The 16678-nt window shown below is 69.1% G+C and carries 11 protein-coding genes and 1 pseudogene; 6 read left to right on the forward strand and 6 right to left on the reverse strand.

What is annotated here, in order from left to right; translation table 11 throughout:
- Position 1: 1 nt before the first annotated feature.
- The 5 genes from OG456_RS33870 to OG456_RS33890 form a co-directional block, all read right to left on the reverse strand.
- Entirely contained in the window at positions 2–628 is a 627-nt protein-coding gene (locus OG456_RS33870) for a TetR/AcrR family transcriptional regulator (RefSeq protein ID WP_266567766.1), read from the reverse strand.
- A 191-nt stretch (positions 629–819) separates the two neighbouring features.
- A complete protein-coding gene (locus OG456_RS33875) occupies positions 820–1350 on the reverse strand; it encodes a DUF5060 domain-containing protein (RefSeq protein WP_266567768.1) in 531 nt (176 codons plus the stop codon).
- A 42-nt stretch (positions 1351–1392) separates the two neighbouring features.
- Entirely contained in the window at positions 1393–3141 is a 1749-nt protein-coding gene (locus tag OG456_RS33880) for a family 43 glycosylhydrolase (RefSeq protein ID WP_266567770.1), read from the reverse strand.
- 52 nt (positions 3142–3193) lie between these two features.
- Positions 3194–5260: a beta-galactosidase gene (locus OG456_RS33885; protein WP_266567772.1), complete on the reverse strand. Its 2067-nt coding sequence runs from the start codon at positions 5258–5260 to the stop codon at positions 3194–3196.
- A 116-nt stretch (positions 5261–5376) separates the two neighbouring features.
- The gene (locus OG456_RS33890) at positions 5377–6405 is read right to left on the reverse strand and encodes a LacI family DNA-binding transcriptional regulator (protein WP_266567774.1); all 1029 of its coding nucleotides are present in this window, start codon (positions 6403–6405) and stop codon (positions 5377–5379) included.
- A gap of 278 nt (positions 6406–6683) precedes the next feature.
- Between OG456_RS33890 and OG456_RS33895 the strand changes: the two genes are divergently transcribed.
- From OG456_RS33895 to OG456_RS33920, 6 genes and pseudogenes are all read left to right on the forward strand, one after another.
- Complete coding sequence (locus OG456_RS33895) at positions 6684–8018, forward strand: ABC transporter substrate-binding protein (protein WP_266567776.1); 1335 nt, start codon at positions 6684–6686, stop codon at positions 8016–8018.
- The gene (locus tag OG456_RS33900; RefSeq protein WP_266567778.1) at positions 8018–8923 is read left to right on the forward strand and encodes a carbohydrate ABC transporter permease; all 906 of its coding nucleotides are present in this window, start codon (positions 8018–8020) and stop codon (positions 8921–8923) included. The genes OG456_RS33895 and OG456_RS33900 overlap by 1 nt, the downstream gene beginning before the upstream one ends.
- 2 nt (positions 8924–8925) lie before the next feature.
- Entirely contained in the window at positions 8926–9825 is a 900-nt protein-coding gene (locus OG456_RS33905; protein ID WP_266567780.1) for a carbohydrate ABC transporter permease, read from the forward strand.
- Between the two features lie 64 nt (positions 9826–9889).
- On the forward strand, positions 9890–11749 hold the full coding sequence (locus OG456_RS33910; RefSeq protein ID WP_266567782.1) for a hypothetical protein: 1860 nt from the start codon (positions 9890–9892) through the stop codon (positions 11747–11749).
- A 52-nt stretch (positions 11750–11801) separates the two neighbouring features.
- Entirely contained in the window at positions 11802–14459 is a 2658-nt protein-coding gene (locus tag OG456_RS33915; RefSeq protein ID WP_266567784.1) for a family 78 glycoside hydrolase catalytic domain, read from the forward strand.
- A 211-nt stretch (positions 14460–14670) separates the two neighbouring features.
- Positions 14671–16104: pseudogene (locus OG456_RS33920) on the forward strand (glycoside hydrolase family 3 protein); the annotation flags it as partial.
- A 258-nt stretch (positions 16105–16362) separates the two neighbouring features.
- Here the strand turns inward: OG456_RS33920 and OG456_RS33925 are convergent.
- Complete coding sequence (locus tag OG456_RS33925; RefSeq protein ID WP_266567786.1) at positions 16363–16650, reverse strand: type II toxin-antitoxin system Phd/YefM family antitoxin; 288 nt, start codon at positions 16648–16650, stop codon at positions 16363–16365.
- Between the last annotated feature and the right edge of the window lie 28 nt (positions 16651–16678).

A 16678-nucleotide genomic window follows, 5' to 3' on the forward strand; every position in this document is an offset into this window, starting at 1 on the left:
GTCAGGAGGCGGTATGTGCCCCGTCCTCCTGAGCGCCCTCGGGAAACACCAGTCGCATGAAAGCCAGCATCGGCCCGACGATGTCGAGGTCCTGGTCGAGCAGCCACTGCAACTGCAGGCCGTTCAGCACGGCTTGGAGCAGGGTGGCCGCGTGATCGGGGTCGAGGCCTTCGTGCAGTGCGCCGTGGTCGGCCTGGCCCCGCATGCCCTGGGTGTAGCTCTCGCGGCTCTTGTCGTAGCGCTGGACGAAGTAGGCGTGTGCCGGATGCTCCGGGCGTGAGGCGGCCGCCGCCAGCTCGATCCACAGGCGCATCAACTCGGGGGCCTTTTGGTGATGGCGCAACAACGTGCCGAGATAGGGCGCGAGTTCATCCATGCCCGAGACGTTCGTCATGCCGAGCTGCCACTCCGCCTCGTCGCGCTCGGCGAGCACGGCCGCGAGCAGCTCGTCCTTGCTGCGGAAGTGGTGCAGCAGCCCGGCATGGGTGATGCCGGCCCGCACGGCGATGTCCCGGAGCGACGCCTTCGTGAACCCGTTCTCGGCGAAGCTGTCGCGCGCCGCCCGGACGATCTCCGCCCGCCGCGCCGCCGACTTCGCGTACGGGCCTCGGGGCTTGGGCTCCGTCACTGTGTGCTACCTCTCCCTGCTCGCCCACCCCGAAAACCTTCCAAGGGTCGGCATTTGGCCGCCTGCAGGGAGTCTGAACGGTGGTCATCGAGAGCGCAAGGTACCCGCCTCGGTGTCGTCGGGCAGCCGGGACAGACGCACCGCCATATAGGGACGACCCGGGAGCTGTACGCGGACGCTGGTGCTCTCCGTCACGCCGACGCGGTCGCGGGGGAGCCAGGAAAGGGATACAACTCCGACTCGTCCGTGTTGTACGCGTACGCCTCGGGCAGCAGACACATCCGCACCTTGTTGAAGCCGCTGGAGGCCAGGGTGCGCCGGGTCGCGGTCCGTAGGTGTTCCGCCTGGTGCGTCCAGGCGTACGCGGTGGTGCCGAGCGGCACGTACCGCGTGCCGTCGGCGTACGCGAAGTGATGCCGGTCGGCCACCCGCACCGGTCCGTGGCGTTCCGGCGTCGGCGGCCCGACCGCGAACCGACCGGAGACCCCGTCGAGCGACCGTGCCGTGGAGGACGTGACGAAGGTCCACGGGCCCTCGGCGTCGGGCATGAACCGGATCCGGTACGTTCCGTCGCCGTCGTAGAAGCCACCCGCGCGCACCTCGCGCCGCCCGTCGCTGAACACCGCGGCGAGTTCGACATCGGTGAACGGATTGCCGTGGGAGGGGCCGTCGAGCTCGATCTCGAACTCGTCCCACTGAGCGCAGTGTTCGTCGTGACGCATAGGAGCCTTACGGTCGAACAGCGGTGCGGCGGGCGAGCGCGATCACTCCACGGGCACGGTCTCCCCGGGCGTGATGCCCCCTTCACCGAAGGCGTCCACCGCCACCCAGTACGTCGCGTCGGCGTTGAGCGAGCGCAGGTCGAGCGACGTCCGCTCGTGCACCAGCCAGCTGTGGTACAGCTTCTCCGGATCGCGGCCGTACCGGACGTTGTAGCCGGTGGCCCCGGCGACGGCGTCCCACTCGACCGCGGCGGTGCGGCCGTCGATCCGGCGGGCCCGAGCGCTCACCGCGTGCGGAGCCGCGCCGTCGCCCGTGCCGAAGACCCGGACACCGCTCAGCGCAAAGACGCCGCCGAACGGCATGCGACCGCCGGTGACCCGGACGAACCGGGCCCGCAACGGTGTGTCGAGTAGGAGGAAGGCGTGCGGGGCATCGGTGTCCGTGCCCCGGGAATCGCGCACGACGGTCCACTGTCGCCCGTCCTCGGAGACCTCCACCGCGGTCTGCGCAGGCTCATGGGTGGGGAAGATGCCGCGCCAGATGTGACGGTTCCAGTCCGCTCCCTCGGGGACGTCGGGGGCGCTGTCGCCCAGCTGGTGATCGGCCAGGTTGACCTGGAGCGCGTGCACCGTCTTGCTCTCGCCGAGGTCGAGGGTCAGCGACTCGCCCCGTGCCCGCGTCCCGGCCGCCCACCAGGTGCGGATGTCCTCGTTCACGGAATGCTCCGGACCGTGGCCGGGCGCCGAGGACGAGGCGACGGCATCCGCCTTGTACGACAGCAGCATCCAGGGCGGCGGCGTCCACGCGTCGAACGGCCCGTCCGGAACGGCCATCGGGTAGTCGGCGAAGTTCTGGTTGCAGAACAGCACGCCGTCGTCGTCGAAGCCGGCGGGGAAGATCCCGACGCGCCGCTCGAAGTCGTCGTTCACCGAGATCCGCATGGTCGACGTGTGCCACCAGTTGCCGTGCCGATCCTGGAACGTGCTGCCGTGTCCCGCCCCGGTGATGAAGCCGCCCGGCTTCGAGGAGAAGGGACTGTCGAGGGAGTACGTGAACGGGCCCAGCGGGGACGGCGCCGTGTAGTAGCCGTCGGCGTAGGTGTTGAACTGCGTGGCGGGCGCCGCGTACTGCAGGTAGTAGGTGCCATCGTGCTTGGTCATCCACGCGCCCTCGATATACGGCTTGCCCTGGAGCCGGACGAGGGCGGCATCCTGGTCCGGGTGGGCCGGAGTGGAGAGGTAGTCCTCACCGACCTGCTCCCAGCCGTGAGTCGAGACATCGGACCGGAACAGGGGCGTCGGCTCGCCGATCTGCTCGAAGGCCGCCGACAACCGCACCCCGTAGAGGGGCGTCTTGTTGTCGCACCCCCAGTAGAGGTAGACGTCGCCGTCGTCGTCCTGGAAGAGGTTCGGGTCCCAGAAGGGGAAGGTGCCGGGCGTGACTTCGGTGAAGTCGTCGGCGAGCGGGTCGATGCTGCGGAAGAAGGGGCAGTTGTCCGTCTTCCTCGACGCGCTGATGTACAGCGCCCCGTCGACCTCCCGGACGTCCGGCGCGTAGTCGAGGGCGGGCAGCTTCGAGGTGGGGCGGTACTCCCACTCCACGAGGTCGGCCGAGTGCCAGAAGCCCGCCGACATCGAGACGAACATGTAGAAGCGGCCCTGGAACAGAACGATGGAGGGGTCCGCTGCTTCCCGGTGTACGGACCGACGCGTGCCGTCGCCCATGCGGATGTCCTGGTAGCGGTAGGGGAGATCGAGGGGATTGCAGAGCACGCGCTGGGCAGAGCGCATCGAGAGGTCTCCTGCAGTGAGTGACAGTGGACAGTGAGTGCGGCGGGCCGGGTCAGTCGCGGTCGGTGAACACCTTCACGTCCCATGGGCCGAGCTCGACCGACTGGCCGGCCTCGTAGGAGACGTGGGCGAGGACGTCCTGCGCGGCATCGGGAAGTGGAACGGACACCGGGTCCCACGACCAGTTGTGCAGGAAGCGGACGCGGCGGCCGTCACGTGCGGTGGCCGAGGACGCCGTGACACTCGGGTGGGGGCGGCCCCCGATGCCGTCTGGCGCTGCCCAGTTGAACAGGGCCTCGCCGAAGGCGGGGTCGGGCACCGTGCCGACGTACGTGATGCGCCCGGCGCCGTGCTGTCGGGTGGTGGCGGCGGGCCAGCGCCCGAGGTGCGGGTCGTCGTAGGCGGCCAGCACGTCCGCCCCGTCCGGGACGAGGGCATCCGTCCAGTGCAGGGCCCGAGCTCCGGGCGGCAGCGGGAGTTCGGCGCTGCCGTGCACTTCAACTGGCGTGTCCAGATTGGTGAATTCGTCGTACGAGACTCCCGCGGCCCCGGACAGCCGGGCCGGCTGGACGTCGGTGCGGGCCCGCGCCTGGGGGTCCGCGTAACCGGTGCGCGGGCCGATCACCAGATGCCCGCCGGAGTGCGCGTAGGCGAGCAGCCGGTCGAGGGTCGCGTCGTCCGCGGCGTAGTAGGCCGGGACGACGAGCAGCGGGGGCAGGTCGACAGTGCCGAGCTGGTCGGGATGGACCAGGCGGGCCTGCAGACCCGCGTCGAACGCGCCGCGGTAGAAGGCGTCGAAGACGGTCTCGTACGAGCGCTGGTCCGGCGCGCCGCCCGGCTTGGCCAGTGCGGGCTTGGCCTGCAGCGCCCACTTGCTGGGCAATGAGAATAGGAACGCGACGTCCGCGTCCGGGGTGAGGGAGGCGACCAGTTCGCCGGCCGACTCCAACTCGGCGCCCAGTGAGGCCAGTTCGCGGTAGATGCGGCCCGGCCGGCCGCTGTGCGGGAGGATGCCGCCCACGTAGGTCTCGGTGCCGAAGTGCAGGGTGTGCCAGTGCCAGTACTCGATCATCGAGGCGCCCCGCGCGATCAGGGCCCAGGCCGCTTGGCGCCACTGGCCGTCGTAGGCGGACTGGTTGCGCCAGGAGGGGCCGACGCTCTGGGCGTTGGTCTCGGTGACCAGGAACGGTTCCTGTCGGGAGGCGAAGATGCGGTCGGCGATGCGGTAGAGGGCCCACGTTCCGTCGTTGGACATCGTGGCCTCGTGCGAGGGGCGCGTGTCCGGTAGCGCGAGGGAGTCCTGCATCGCGTAGTACGGGTTGCCCGCGGCGACGTCGAGGCCGCGGGTGAGTGCGTCGTCCTCGATTCCGGGGCGGTCGTAGGCGATGCACGTGGTGACGAACTGCTCGGGGCTCGCGTACTCGCGTACGATCCCGGCCTGCCAGTCGATGAACTCGGTGGTGAGCTCGGCCTGGAAGCGGCGCCAGGCCAGGTCGTACTGCGGCTGGCTGTTGCCGTCGGGCCTCCACAGGTCGGCCCACGTCGACAGGCGGTGCGACCAATAGGTCAGGCCCCACTCGCGGTTGAGGGTCTCCACGTCGCCGTACGTGTGGCGCAGATGGTCGACGAAACGCTGGAAGACGCCGTGGTTGTGGAACAGCTCCAGGCCGGGCTCGTTGTCGACCTGGAACCCGATGACGGCGGGGTGATCGGCGTACCGGGCCACGATCTTGCGGATGACGCGCTCGGCGTGGAAGCGGAACGCCGGGTGGGTGTAGTCCACTTCCTGCCGCGAGCCCCAGCCGATGCGCTCTCCGGTGCCTCGCTCCCCGGCGATCTCGGGGTACTGGCGGGCGAGCCACGGGGGTATCGCGTAGGTCGGGGTGCCGAGGACGACGGCCATGCCGCGTTCGTGTGCGGCGTCCAACACCGGCTCGAGCCAGTCGAGTTCGAAGTGTCCGTTGTCGGGCTCCCAGGTCGACCACACCGACTCGCCGACGCGGATGAGGTTGAAGTGGGCCTCGGCCATGAGGTCGAGGTCGTCCTTCAGGCGTTCGTAGGGCTGGTACTCGTGGTAGTAGGCGGCGCCGAACAGGACCCTGTCGGGTGGCTGGAACATGACTTTCCTTCGTATCGGATGGTGCCCTGGCGTGTAACGGCATGCCACCGAAGCCCCCGGCAGCGGCAGGGGCTTCGACAGGCGGTGGGTGGTGGTGGGCCTCGCGGCTGCCCGGATCAGTCGCGCGGGGGCCGGGTGGAGTCTCGTACGACCAACTGCGTGGCCAGTTCCACGTGGTGGGAGTCGATCTTCTCCTCGGCGGCCATCTGGAGGGCGGTGCGCAGAGCCACGGCGCCCATCTCGCGGACGGGGCCGTGGATCGTGGTCAGCGGCGGGGACGTCACCTCGGCGAGGGGCGTGTTGTCGAAACCGACGACGCTCAGGTCCTCCGGCACGCGCAGCCCGCGCCGCCGGGCGGCCTCGATGACCCCGGCGGCCAGTTCGTCGGAGGCGGCGAACACCGCGGTGGGCGCGGGGTCCTGCGCCAGCAGCCGTCCCCCGTGCTCCACGCCCTCGGCGGCGTGGAACGTGCCGGCGTGCCGGACCAGTTCGGGTGCCACCGGCGCACCGGCCGCCTCCATCGCGCTGCGGAAGCCGTGCAGCCGTGCCTGATTGGAGCCGGCGCGCTCGGTGCCGCCGAGGTAGGCGATACGGCGGTGGCCCAGGGAGAGGAGATGTGCGGCCGCGGTGTGGCCGCCGGAGAAATTGGTGACGCCGACGCTGACGATCGAGTGGTCGGGCAGCACCTCCGGGTCGAGCAGCACCAGCGGCATCCGGTACCGGGCGAGGGCCTCACGGGCCGGTGTCGGCAAGGAGTTCGCCGTAACGGCGATGACGGCGCGTCGTCCCGCGGCGGCGAGGCCGCGGGCCCAGGCGATGGCATCGGTCGTCGGATCGTGGTCGCCGCGCCGGCCCACCACCACGGCGATGCCCTCACGGGCCCCGGCGTCCACCACGCTCTGGATGATCTCGGTGTGGTAGATGCTCAGCCGCTCGAAACCGAAGAACAGCTCCACGGTGGGATGCGAGCGCAGATCGTCCCTATAGCCGCCGTAGTTGTGGTCCCGCAGGAGATCCAGGACCTTGTCGCGCGTCTCCTTGGCCACGTCGGGGCGGCCGTTGATGACCTTGGAGACGGTGGCGACCGAGACGCCGGCGGACTCGGCGACCTGCGCAAGGGTGACGCGTTGGGGCTCGGATGCCATAGCTCTCCCAGGGGCAAGTGGCGGGTCAGCGGCCCGCGTTGCGCAGCACCGTAGCACCGAAAATATTTTCGTTAACCCTCCAGGTCAAGACCGTTGCTGCACTGGAAAATTAACCATGCGGAAGGGATTGACGGACGGGTGGTGCGGTTCTAGCGTTCACCGCCAGCGCGACCGGCAGAAAATTATTTCGAGCACCAAGGTCACTTCTTTTCGGACCTCTGTGGCCGGCGGTTCTTCGCGCGACGTCTTCGCCACTCACTCAAAGGGACAGACCCAAAATGACGCGATTCCACACGGCGGGCCCGACGCAGCCGACCTCTTCCAGCGGACTCTCCCGGCGCGGCCTCCTCGGAGCTGTAGGTGCCGGCCTGGCCACCGCGACGCTGGCGGCCTGCGGCTCCGGCGACTCGGGCGGCTCCGGCGGCGGCAAGGAGATCGTGTTCATGAACCAGTCGCGTGGCCAGGCCGCGACGCTGAAGAAGCTGGCCCAGCAGTACACGAAGCAGACCGGCGTGAAGATCAAGATCGACGATGTCGGTCCCGCCGACTTCCTGACCAAGCTCCAGTCGAGCTCCCAGGCCCGCAACATGCCGGACATCTACTCGGTGGTCGACGGCCACTCCATGGCGCCCTACTACAAGGCCGGCTGGGCCATGAACCTGACCGACCAGCTGAAGGGCAGCTGGGGCGACACCTTCCGCCCCGCCACGCTCAAGACGACGACGTTCGGGGCGGACAATCCGCAGCATGTGAAGCCGGGCACCTACAGCGCGCACTGGGAGACCCCGGCCCTGGGAGTCTTTGTCAACGCCGCGATGTACAAGGGCGCCGGGCTGAACCCGGACCAGGCGCCCGCCACCATGAGCGAGTTCATCGACCAGCTGCGGAAGATCAAGAAGACGGGCAAGGGCCCCTTCTGGTTCGCGACGAGCCTGTCCAACCAGCTGATCCAGTCCTACGGGTCCAACTACATGTCCGACGAGGAGCTGAACGCCACCTTCGTCGGCAAGAACAGCTGGAAGAGCGAGGGCTGGCGCAAGACCCTGCAGCTCGTCGTCGACCTGCGGGACGCCGGCGTGATCTACAACGGGTCGATTCCGAACGGGAACGGCGACAACCCGACCGTGGAGAAGGCCTTCTTCAACACCCAGGGTGTAGCGGCCATCTTCGACGGCACCTCGGCGGTCGGTGTGGCCCGCGCGACGGCACCCGACTTCACCGACTTCCGTTCCTTCCCGCTGCCCAAGGCCGACGACGGCACCCAGACGCCGCGCCTGGTCGGCGGCGCGGCCAAGGGCGCCGCAGTCAACCCGCGCAGCAAGAACGCGGACAAGGCGCTGAAGTTCCTCAAGTGGCTGACCGCGCCGGACCAGCAGCAGGCCTGGGCCGAGGGCGTCCCGCTGATCCCCTCGGCCCAGGCCGTGTCGTCGAAGACCATCCCCCAGCAGCTGACCGGCATCGCCGCGAAGATCTCCGACATCCAGCTCGTCCAGAACCAGATCCTGGAGCAGGTCAACACCGCCCTGCAGAAGGGCACTCAGGCCCTCGTCCTCAAGGAACGCTCGGTCGACCAGGTCCTCGGTGACCTCGACGCGGCGCAGAAGAGCGCGTAGTGCGGCGCCGCAGTCGTGTACTGGCTGCCTGGCTCTTCCTGGCGCCGGCACTGGCCATGATCGCCTTGTTCACGGTGGTCCCGTTCGTGCAGGGCATTCTGCTGAGCTTCCAGTCCTGGGACGGGGTGAGCCTGGACTCGCCGTTCGTCGGGCTCGACAACTACAGGTATGTACTGGACGACACCCAGTTCTGGGGCTCGATGAAGAACGCCGTCCTGTACGGCGTGGTCGGCCTGATCGTCGCCAACGCGGTGTCGATGGTGATGGCGCTCGCCGTGCACCGGGCCCGCCGCGGGTCGGCGTTCTTCCGCACCGTCTACTACCTGCCCGGCGTGTTCTCCACGGTGGTGGTCGGCGTGATGTTCTCGTGGTTCCTCGACCCCAACATCGGGATCGTCAACCAGATGCTCAAAACGGTCGGCCTCGACGGTCTGCAGCACAACTGGCTGGGGGACCCCAAGACAGCAGTGATAGCGGTCGCCGCCGTGTTCGTCTGGTACCACTGGGGCTTCGGCTTCATCCTCTTCCTGGCCGGCCGACAGGACGTGCCCAAGGAACTGTACGAGGCCTCGTCACTGGACGGCGCCCGAGGCTGGTCCCAGTTCCGCTACGTCACCTGGCCCGGGATGTCCCACGTCACCGGCATCGTGAGCGTGCTGACCCTGCTGAGCGGACTGCAGATCTTCGGCACGGTCCAGGTGCTGACCAACGGCGGCCCCGCCGGGCACACCGAGGTCCCGACCCTGCACATCTACCAACAGGCCTTCCAGTACAGCGAGTACGGCCGTGCGGCGGCGATGTCCGTCATCTTCGGGCTGTGCCTGGTCGCCCTGGCCTGCGTCCAGCTGTGGGTCTCCCGCCGGCTCGGCGGAAGCACCGACTCCCGGACGGAGAAGGGACGTTGACGATGAACACGCTTCTCGACCCCGCACGGGAGTCCGATACGCCGTCGATGCCGGAACCGACATCGTCGAAGGCGAAACGCCGCGTCGGCCGTCTGCCGCGCATAGCCCTGTACGCCCTGCTGATCGCGGGAGCACTCGAGGCTCTTGTGCCGGTGCTCTGGGTGCTCAGCGGCTCCCTGCAGAGCGGCAAGCAGCTGTACAAGGGCACCGACTTCATTCCCCACCCCTTCGAATGGGGCAACTTCGCCACCGCCTGGAACGAAGGAGGCTTCAGCCAGTACCTGCCCAACAGCCTCCTCTACACCACGGCCGCGGTCCTCGGGATCCTGGTCATCGCGAGCCTCGCCGGGTACGCCCTCGCCCGCATCGAGTTCCCCGGCCGGGGCGCCATCGTGGGCGCGATCCTCGTCATCATGATCATCCCGCTGCCGGCGTCGTTCATCGCCCAGTACAAACTGCTGATCACGCTCGGGCTCGCCAACACCCGTATGGGCTACATCCTCGTCCTCATCGCGGGCGGGCTGCCGATCTCCATCCTGATCATGCGCGGGTTCTTCGCCAGCCAGCCCAAGGAACTGGAAGAGGCCGCCGCCATCGACGGCGCCAACCTGTTCACAACCTTCTGGCGGATCATCCTGCCGCTGGCCAGGCCCGGGCTGATCGCGGTGGCCGTCATCCAGGCCATGGGCGTCTGGAACGAGTACCTCATGGGCCTGGTGCTGTTCAACGACAGCTCGCTCATGCCCGTACAACGCGGCCTCACCAACTTCATGTCCGCGGACACCCCGCAACAACAGATCCTGCTCGCCGCGTCGCTCATCGCGGTACTGCCGATCGTCGTCTTCTACGCGATCGCGCAGCGCCACATCATCAGCGGCCTCTCGGCGGGAGCGCTCAAGTGACCACGTCTCAAATGACCCCGCACCGACCAGTCAGGAAGCTGCCAAGATCATGAGAGTTCGGAGTGTGCGTTCCATCCTCCTCAGAGGAAGCGCGGCCGCCGTACTGGCGCTCGAAGCGGCCCTGCCCAGCGCCCAGGTGTCCACGGCCGTGGACACGTCGGGCACCGCTCAACCGCGGGTCAGTATAAGTGAGTTGCCGGTGCCGCCGACCGTCCCGCAAGACGGCGTCTGCACCCATCCCACCGGCTGTGTCTCGGCCGACTGGAGCGGCATCGGGACCCCGGGCCCCGCCAGGAGCTCGAAGTACGTGTTCCTCGGCCTCACCTATGCCGGAGCACCGGAGTCCGGCCCGGCGAGCGTCTACAGCGGCAACCAGGTCCTGGTGGTCCGCACCGACGGCAGCACCTTCCCGAACGGTGAGGCGTGGAAGTGCGTCACCTGCGGGGTGGCCTACGGGTCTGAGATCGAGACGAGCCAGTTCGTCTACCCGCCCGCGAACGAGCTGCCCGACCGCAAGCGCGTCCTGGTGGGCAACGGCATCCTGTCGTGCGGCGCGAACGGTACCGAGTACGCGGTCACCGACCCGCGCTGCACCCCCGCCAACACCAAGATCACCCCCATCTACTGGAACGACAAGCCGCTCTTCAAGGCCGACAGCTCCGGCATCAACAACGGCCGGGAATGGCGGCTGAGCAACGACGGCGTGCATTTGGTGTGGGACGTCCTTGACTATCGGGCACTCACGGAGACCGGGTACGTCGGCCGGATCAGCTACGACAAAGAGAAGGGCCGCTACGAGCTGGTGGGCGTCTCGGCCCTCGCCAACCCCTCGGCCGCGTACCAGCCCCTGGTCGTCGAGAAGGGCAACCAACTGCGCTTCAACCAGGCCGGAATGATCGGCGAACCGCGCGGCTTCACCGCCGACGGGCGGGGCATCCTCGGCATCCAGAGCGCGAACTCCGACAGCATGGACGCCTGGGCCACCGACCTGGCCACCGGCGCCTCCCAGCCCATCACCCGGAACGCCCACTACACCGACCCGATGGCGGCATCGCCCAACGGCAAGTGGCTGCTCGCCGAAGAGGTCAAGGGCTCAGGCCGCCTCGACTTCATCTCCGGCATGCCGGGCATCCCGGCACTCACCGCGCACGGAGGCACCGCCCCGTACATCGCGGGGATCCGCAACGAGGGCAACCGCCGCTACTTCTCGCCCTGGCTCGTCGACCCGAAGACCGGTGACGGATTCCAGATCAATGCCGGGTCCGACCGGAACTGGAATATGGCCGCCGACCCGGCCTGGCTCGCCGACAGCACCGCCGTCGTCTACACCGAGAACCTGGCCTGCGGCGCCAACCCGACCCCGCACCGCTGTGCCGACTCGACCGAACCCGGCGGCCGTAACAGCCGCCTGATGATCGCCCGCTTCCCTGACTTCAAGCCCACCGCGCCCGTGACGCCCGCACCGGTGTCCGACAAGACCTGGGGCACACCCTACGACCCGGACAATCCTCCGGCAGCGGCGAAGGCGATCCCGGCCGCCACGTACACGATGCAGGGCAAGGCCCAGGGTACGGCCACCATACAGATCACCAACAACAGCACCGGCACCCAGCCGCTGAGCGTCGCCGTCGCCTACAGCAACTACAGCGACGACGGCACGAACATCATCAACGGCACGGAGAAGGTCGAGCGGAAGGCCAACACGGCGCTCGGCTGCACACCGGGCACGGCCTCGGAGTTCGCCTGCCTCACCTGGACCGAGGACCTGAAGCTGTCCGGCAAGCACACCGGAACCAAGCAGACCGGCTCCGACGGGTTCACCCTCGGCCCGTCCGTGATGCTCGGCAACGACTTCCAGGCGGTCGGCACACTCACCACGACCATCGACGGCACCACCTACGCGCAGCCGGCCAACGGCCACTGAACCAGGCGGATCCCAGCGGATCCAGATCCGGACACCGGAGGAAACGAACCGGATGACGCACAACACCCCTGAAATCCCCTACGAGTTGGCGATCGACAGCGGCGGCGACCGGTTTCCGGTGTCCGGCAGCCGCCCTCGCCTCTCCTGGAAGCCGCCGCGGAACACCGCGGCGGCGGGCGAAGAGTACGAACTGCAGATCCACGTCGACGGGCAGCCGCAGCAACACGCCCTCGTCACCGGCCACTTGCTGGTCGACTGGCCGGTGCGTGCGCTGCGCAGTGGCGAGCGGGTGCGCTGGCGGGTGCGACCCAGCACCGCGACACAGTCGTCGGCGTGGAGTTCCTGGCACGCCTTCGAGGCCGGGCTGCTTGATGGCGACTGGAAGGCCTCCTGGATCACCCCGGCCGACGATCAGCGGGCCTCTCATCTCCCGCCCGGCACGCGGCCGGCGCACACCCTGAGCGCCGCCTTCGACACCTCCGAGGTGGTGCGGGCACGCCTGTACTCCACGGCTCTCGGGGTGTACGAGGCATTCGTGAACGGCGAGCGCGTGGGCACCGCCGAACTCGCGCCCGGCTCGACCTCGTACGACCGAACCCTTTACGCGCAGGCGGCCGATGTCACCTCGTCCGTCCGCACCGGCGTCAACACCCTCGAGATCGTGCTGTCCGACGGCTGGTACCGCGGCCAGGTCGGCGCCTTCCGCAAACCAGCGGGCTGGGGAGACCTGCTCGCCGCCCGCGCGGAGCTGCACCTCGAACTGGCCGACGGAACACGCGAAGTGATCCGCACCGGCGAGCCATGGACGTCCGCCCCCGGCCCTGTCACCCGCGCCGACCTGATGGACGGACAGATCACCGACTTCCTCACCCCGGTCACCGAACGAAGCCCCGTCCTCGTCGACGCCGTGAGCGCACCCCCGGTCGACTGGTCCCCGGCTCCGCCCGTACGCCGCATCGAGGACCGCTCCGCCCTCTCGCTCACCCGGCTGCAGAGCGGCGCCTGGATCGCCGACTTCGGCCAGAACGCCTCCGGCTGGATCACCCTCGCCGACCTCGGCCCGGCCGGCACCCGCACCGCGATCGACTACGGAGAGCACGTCGACCCCTCGACCGGTGACCTGACCACTACCCACCTCGACTGTCAGCGCCCCGGCGACCCGGTGACCGTCTTCGTCCAGCACGACGAGGTCGTCTCCTCCGGCACCCAAGGCGAGGTCTTCGAGCCCCGGCACACCGTGCACGGATTCCGCTACGCCCGCTTGGAGCGCGGCGACGCACCCCTGAACACGTCGAGCCTCACCATGCGGGTCGTCCACACCGACCTGCGGCCCACCAGCACCTTCGCCTGCGGCAACGAGGACCTCAACCGCCTGTACAACGTGGCCCGTTGGAGCTTCCGGGGCAACGCCGTCGACGTACCCACCGACTGCCCGACCCGCGAGCGCATCGGCTGGACCGGCGACTACCAGGTCTTCGCGCCCACCGCCACCCGCCTCTACGACATCCACGGCTTCAGCCGCAAATGGCTGCGCTCGGTCCGCGACGACCAGCTCGACGACGGACGCATCGCCAACTTCTCGCCCGACGGGCGGCGCATCAAGCTCCGCACCGACCAGCGCCTCGACAGCATGACGGGCTCCGCCGGCTGGGGCGACGCCGTCGTCCTCGTACCGTGGCTCCTGTACGAGACGTACGGCGACCGCCGCGGCCTCGACGAGAACTGGGACGCGATGGTCCGCTGGGTCGAATGGGCCCTGGCCACCGCGCGGACGGCCCGGCACCCCTCCCGGGTGGCCAGGTCCGCGGAACCCCTCCCGCACGAGGAGTTCATCTGGGACGGCTCCTTCCACTGGGGGGAGTGGTGCGAACCGAAGCGCCGCGCCGCCGACGGCTCGATCGTCGCACCGGAACAGGACTGGACGGCGGCCGACAAGGGCGAGGTGGGCACCGCCTTCCTCTACCGCTCCACCGCCACCCTGGCCGCGATCGCCGGGGTCCTGGGCCGCGAGGACGCGGCCGCCCGGTACGCACGCCTCGCGGAACGGATCAAGGAGGCCTGGCGTACGGAGTTCCTCGACGACACCGGCCGCACCACGGTCGACACCCAGGCGAGCTACGTCCGTGCACTGTCGCTCGGCCTCGCCCCCGAGAAGATGCGGGACGCGGTCGCCGGGCGCCTGGCCGACCTGATCCGCGAGGCCGGAACCCACCTGGGCACCGGCTTCCTCTCCACCGCCGACCTGCTGCCCGCCCTCGCCGACACCGGTCACACCGACCTGGCGTACGAAGTCCTGCTCCAGCGCACCTCGCCGTCCTGGCTCGGCATGCTCGACCGCGGCGCCACCACCATCTGGGAGGAGTGGGACGGCGTCGACGAGCACGGCGACGCGCACGAATCGCTCAACCACTACAGCAAGGGCGCCGTTATTCACTTCCTGCACACCCACACCCTTGGGCTGCGCCAGGCCGAAGGGTCCGTGGCCTGGGAGCAGTTCGTCGTCGCGCCCGTACCGCACTCGTCGGTCGGCTGGGCGCGCGGCACCTTCGACAGCCCGCGCGGCACCATCGCCGTCGAATGGCGCATCCAGGACGGGGAGTTGGACCTCACCGTCGAGGTCCCGCCCACATCCACCGCCACCGTCGTCCTGCCCGACGGTGAGCAACTGACGGTCGGCCCGGGCCGCAGCGCCTGGCAAACGAACCTCTGAACCAGGGAGCACACATGTCCGTCCTGCACAGCGACGACGCGGTCGGGAAGCTGGTGTCCCGGCTGACGCTGGAGCAGAAGGTCGCCAGCTGACCGGCCTGAGCGTCATGCACCTGACCGATCGCAAGAAGCCCATACCGGAGGGGAAGGGGCCCGAGACCGATCCGACCAAGCTGGCCGAGCTGCGGCCGCACGGAGTGGGCCACCTCGCGATGGCGTGGTTCCTCGGCCACGACGCGGACAGCCTGCGCTCGGCTGTCGCCGCAGTACAGGAGGCGGTACGGGAGGTGTCGCCGTTCGGGATCGGCGCGGTGATCCACAACGAGGCCGTCAACGGATTCATGCACGCCTCCGGCGCCCAGTTCCCGACGGCCTGGGCCCAGGCCGCGACCTGGCAGCCGGATCTCGTGCGACGCGCGGCCGCCGTGAGCGCGGCCCATCTATGCGACGCGGGAATGCAGTTGGCCCTTTCACCTCTCATGGATCTCGCACGGGATCCCCGCTGGGGCCGCGTGCACGAGTCCTACGGGGAGGACCCGGAGCTGGTCGCGCGCTTCGCGGTCGCGTTCGTCACCGGCATGCAGGGGGCCGACGGCGAGACCGGAGTGCTGGCCACGGGCAAGTACTTCCTCGGGTACGGCGCCTCCGAAGGCGGGCTGAACAAGGCCGTCACCCAGCTGGGCCGCCGCGCGCTCGTCGACGAGTACGCCCTCCCGTTCCGGCGCGACATCACCGAGGCCGGCCTCGACGTCGTCATGAACTCCTACAACGAGATCGACGGCATCCCGGCCGTCACGGACCGCTGGCTCTTCAGCGACCTGCTGCGCGGCGAACTCGGCTTCGGCGGGCTCGTGGTGAGCGACTACGACGCCCTGCCCATGCTGGTCCAGGCCTTCCACACCGCCACCACGCCCGGGCAGGCCGCTGTCCAGTCGCTGACGGCGGGCATCGACGTGGACCTTCCGCACGGAAAGATCTACGAGCAACTCGTCACCGAAGTGGAGTCCGGGCGCCTCGAGGAGAAGGCCGTCGACCAGGCCGTGCACCGCGTCCTGCGGGCCAAGGCACGCGTCGGACTCATCCCCAGCTTCGGCCCCCCGCCCGTCGTCGCCGCCCCCGACCCCGGAAAGGGCGCGGCTCTGCGCCGCGACATCGCCGACCGTGCCGGTGTCCTGCTGTCCAACGACGGCACACTCCCGCTGGCCCCGCAAGCGCAGCGAGTGGTCGTCGTCGGCCCGGCCGCGGACGAGCTGCGGATCCACTTCGGCGCCTACACCTCGACCGCGAGCCGGGAGATGCTCCTGGGCACACAGGCTCTGATCACCGGACAGGTGCCCGGAGTCGATCCGTCCTCGATGCTCTTCACGGACGTCTTCAACGTGCCGATGCCCGCCATCGAGCCGCACTTCGAGGAGACGACGCGCGCACTCCACCCGGAGATGGAGAACGTCGTCGCAGCCCTCAAGAGGTACGACGAGGCGGTCCGCCATGTGCCCCTCGGCGGATTCCTCGCCGACCCGGCGGCGCTCACCACCGAAGCGGTCGCAGCGGCGGTGGCCGACGCCGACGTCGTGATCGCCGTGCTCGGCGAGCGCACCGGATGGCTCGGCAACAACACGGCCGGGGAGAACCAGTCGACAGCCCACCCCGCGCTCCCCGGCGACCAGGAACGCTTGATGGAGCTGCTCGCCGAGACCGGCAAGCCCCTCGGGAACCTCAGATCATCGGTCCTTACGGACGAGGATGGGGAACGGTCTGGTGCCGAGCGGTGTCGGCAGGCGTGCGGCGAAGCGAGCCGTGCACGGCGACGCCACGTACGCATCCGGGCGGGATTGACGCGCTGGAGCGAGTCTTCGCATCCGGTGAACCCGAGTCAGGAGCACAGGGTCGTGAGCAGGGCGAGCTCAGTGGGGCCGGTAAGTCTCGTGCGGGCTTCCGTGCTCGGCGACCAAGCCGAACCTGTTCGGCTCGCTGTAATGGGACGGGGCGTCCATGACGACGGACACCGTGCCGATCACCTTGTCCGGCTCCTGTGCCGCTGATTCAAGTAGCTCCAGGTCGGCAGCCGACACGAGAGCGACGAGCGGCTTGCCGTGGCGGGTCAGAACGACGTGTTCCCCGCCGTAGACCACGCGGTTGATCAGCTCCGCCAGCTCGGACCGGGCTTGCGTCACACGAATCTCATGGGCCATGCGGCACACCCTACATTCCGTACGTCCT

The sequence above is a fragment of the Streptomyces sp. NBC_01446 genome, assembly GCF_026340095.1.
In the GTDB taxonomy this organism is placed as follows: Bacteria; Actinomycetota; Actinomycetes; order Streptomycetales; family Streptomycetaceae; genus Streptomyces; species Streptomyces aureus.

Bases quoted from the DNA above. Each gene is read 5' to 3' on its own strand.
- OG456_RS33890 (WP_266567774.1), bottom strand. From the start codon at position 6,405: ATGGCATCCGAGCCCCAACGCGTCACCCTTGCGCAGGTCGCCGAGTCC.
- OG456_RS33915 (WP_266567784.1), top strand. From the start codon at position 11,802: ATGACGCACAACACCCCTGAAATCCCCTACGAGTTGGCGATCGACAGC.
- OG456_RS33925 (WP_266567786.1), bottom strand. From the start codon at position 16,650: ATGGCCCATGAGATTCGTGTGACGCAAGCCCGGTCCGAGCTGGCGGAG.
- OG456_RS33885 (WP_266567772.1), bottom strand. From the start codon at position 5,260: ATGTTCCAGCCACCCGACAGGGTCCTGTTCGGCGCCGCCTACTACCAC.
- OG456_RS33895 (WP_266567776.1), top strand. From the start codon at position 6,684: ATGACGCGATTCCACACGGCGGGCCCGACGCAGCCGACCTCTTCCAGC.
- OG456_RS33880 (WP_266567770.1), bottom strand. From the start codon at position 3,141: ATGCGCTCTGCCCAGCGCGTGCTCTGCAATCCCCTCGATCTCCCCTAC.
- OG456_RS33905 (WP_266567780.1), top strand. From the start codon at position 8,926: ATGAACACGCTTCTCGACCCCGCACGGGAGTCCGATACGCCGTCGATG.
- OG456_RS33875 (WP_266567768.1), bottom strand. From the start codon at position 1,350: ATGCGTCACGACGAACACTGCGCTCAGTGGGACGAGTTCGAGATCGAG.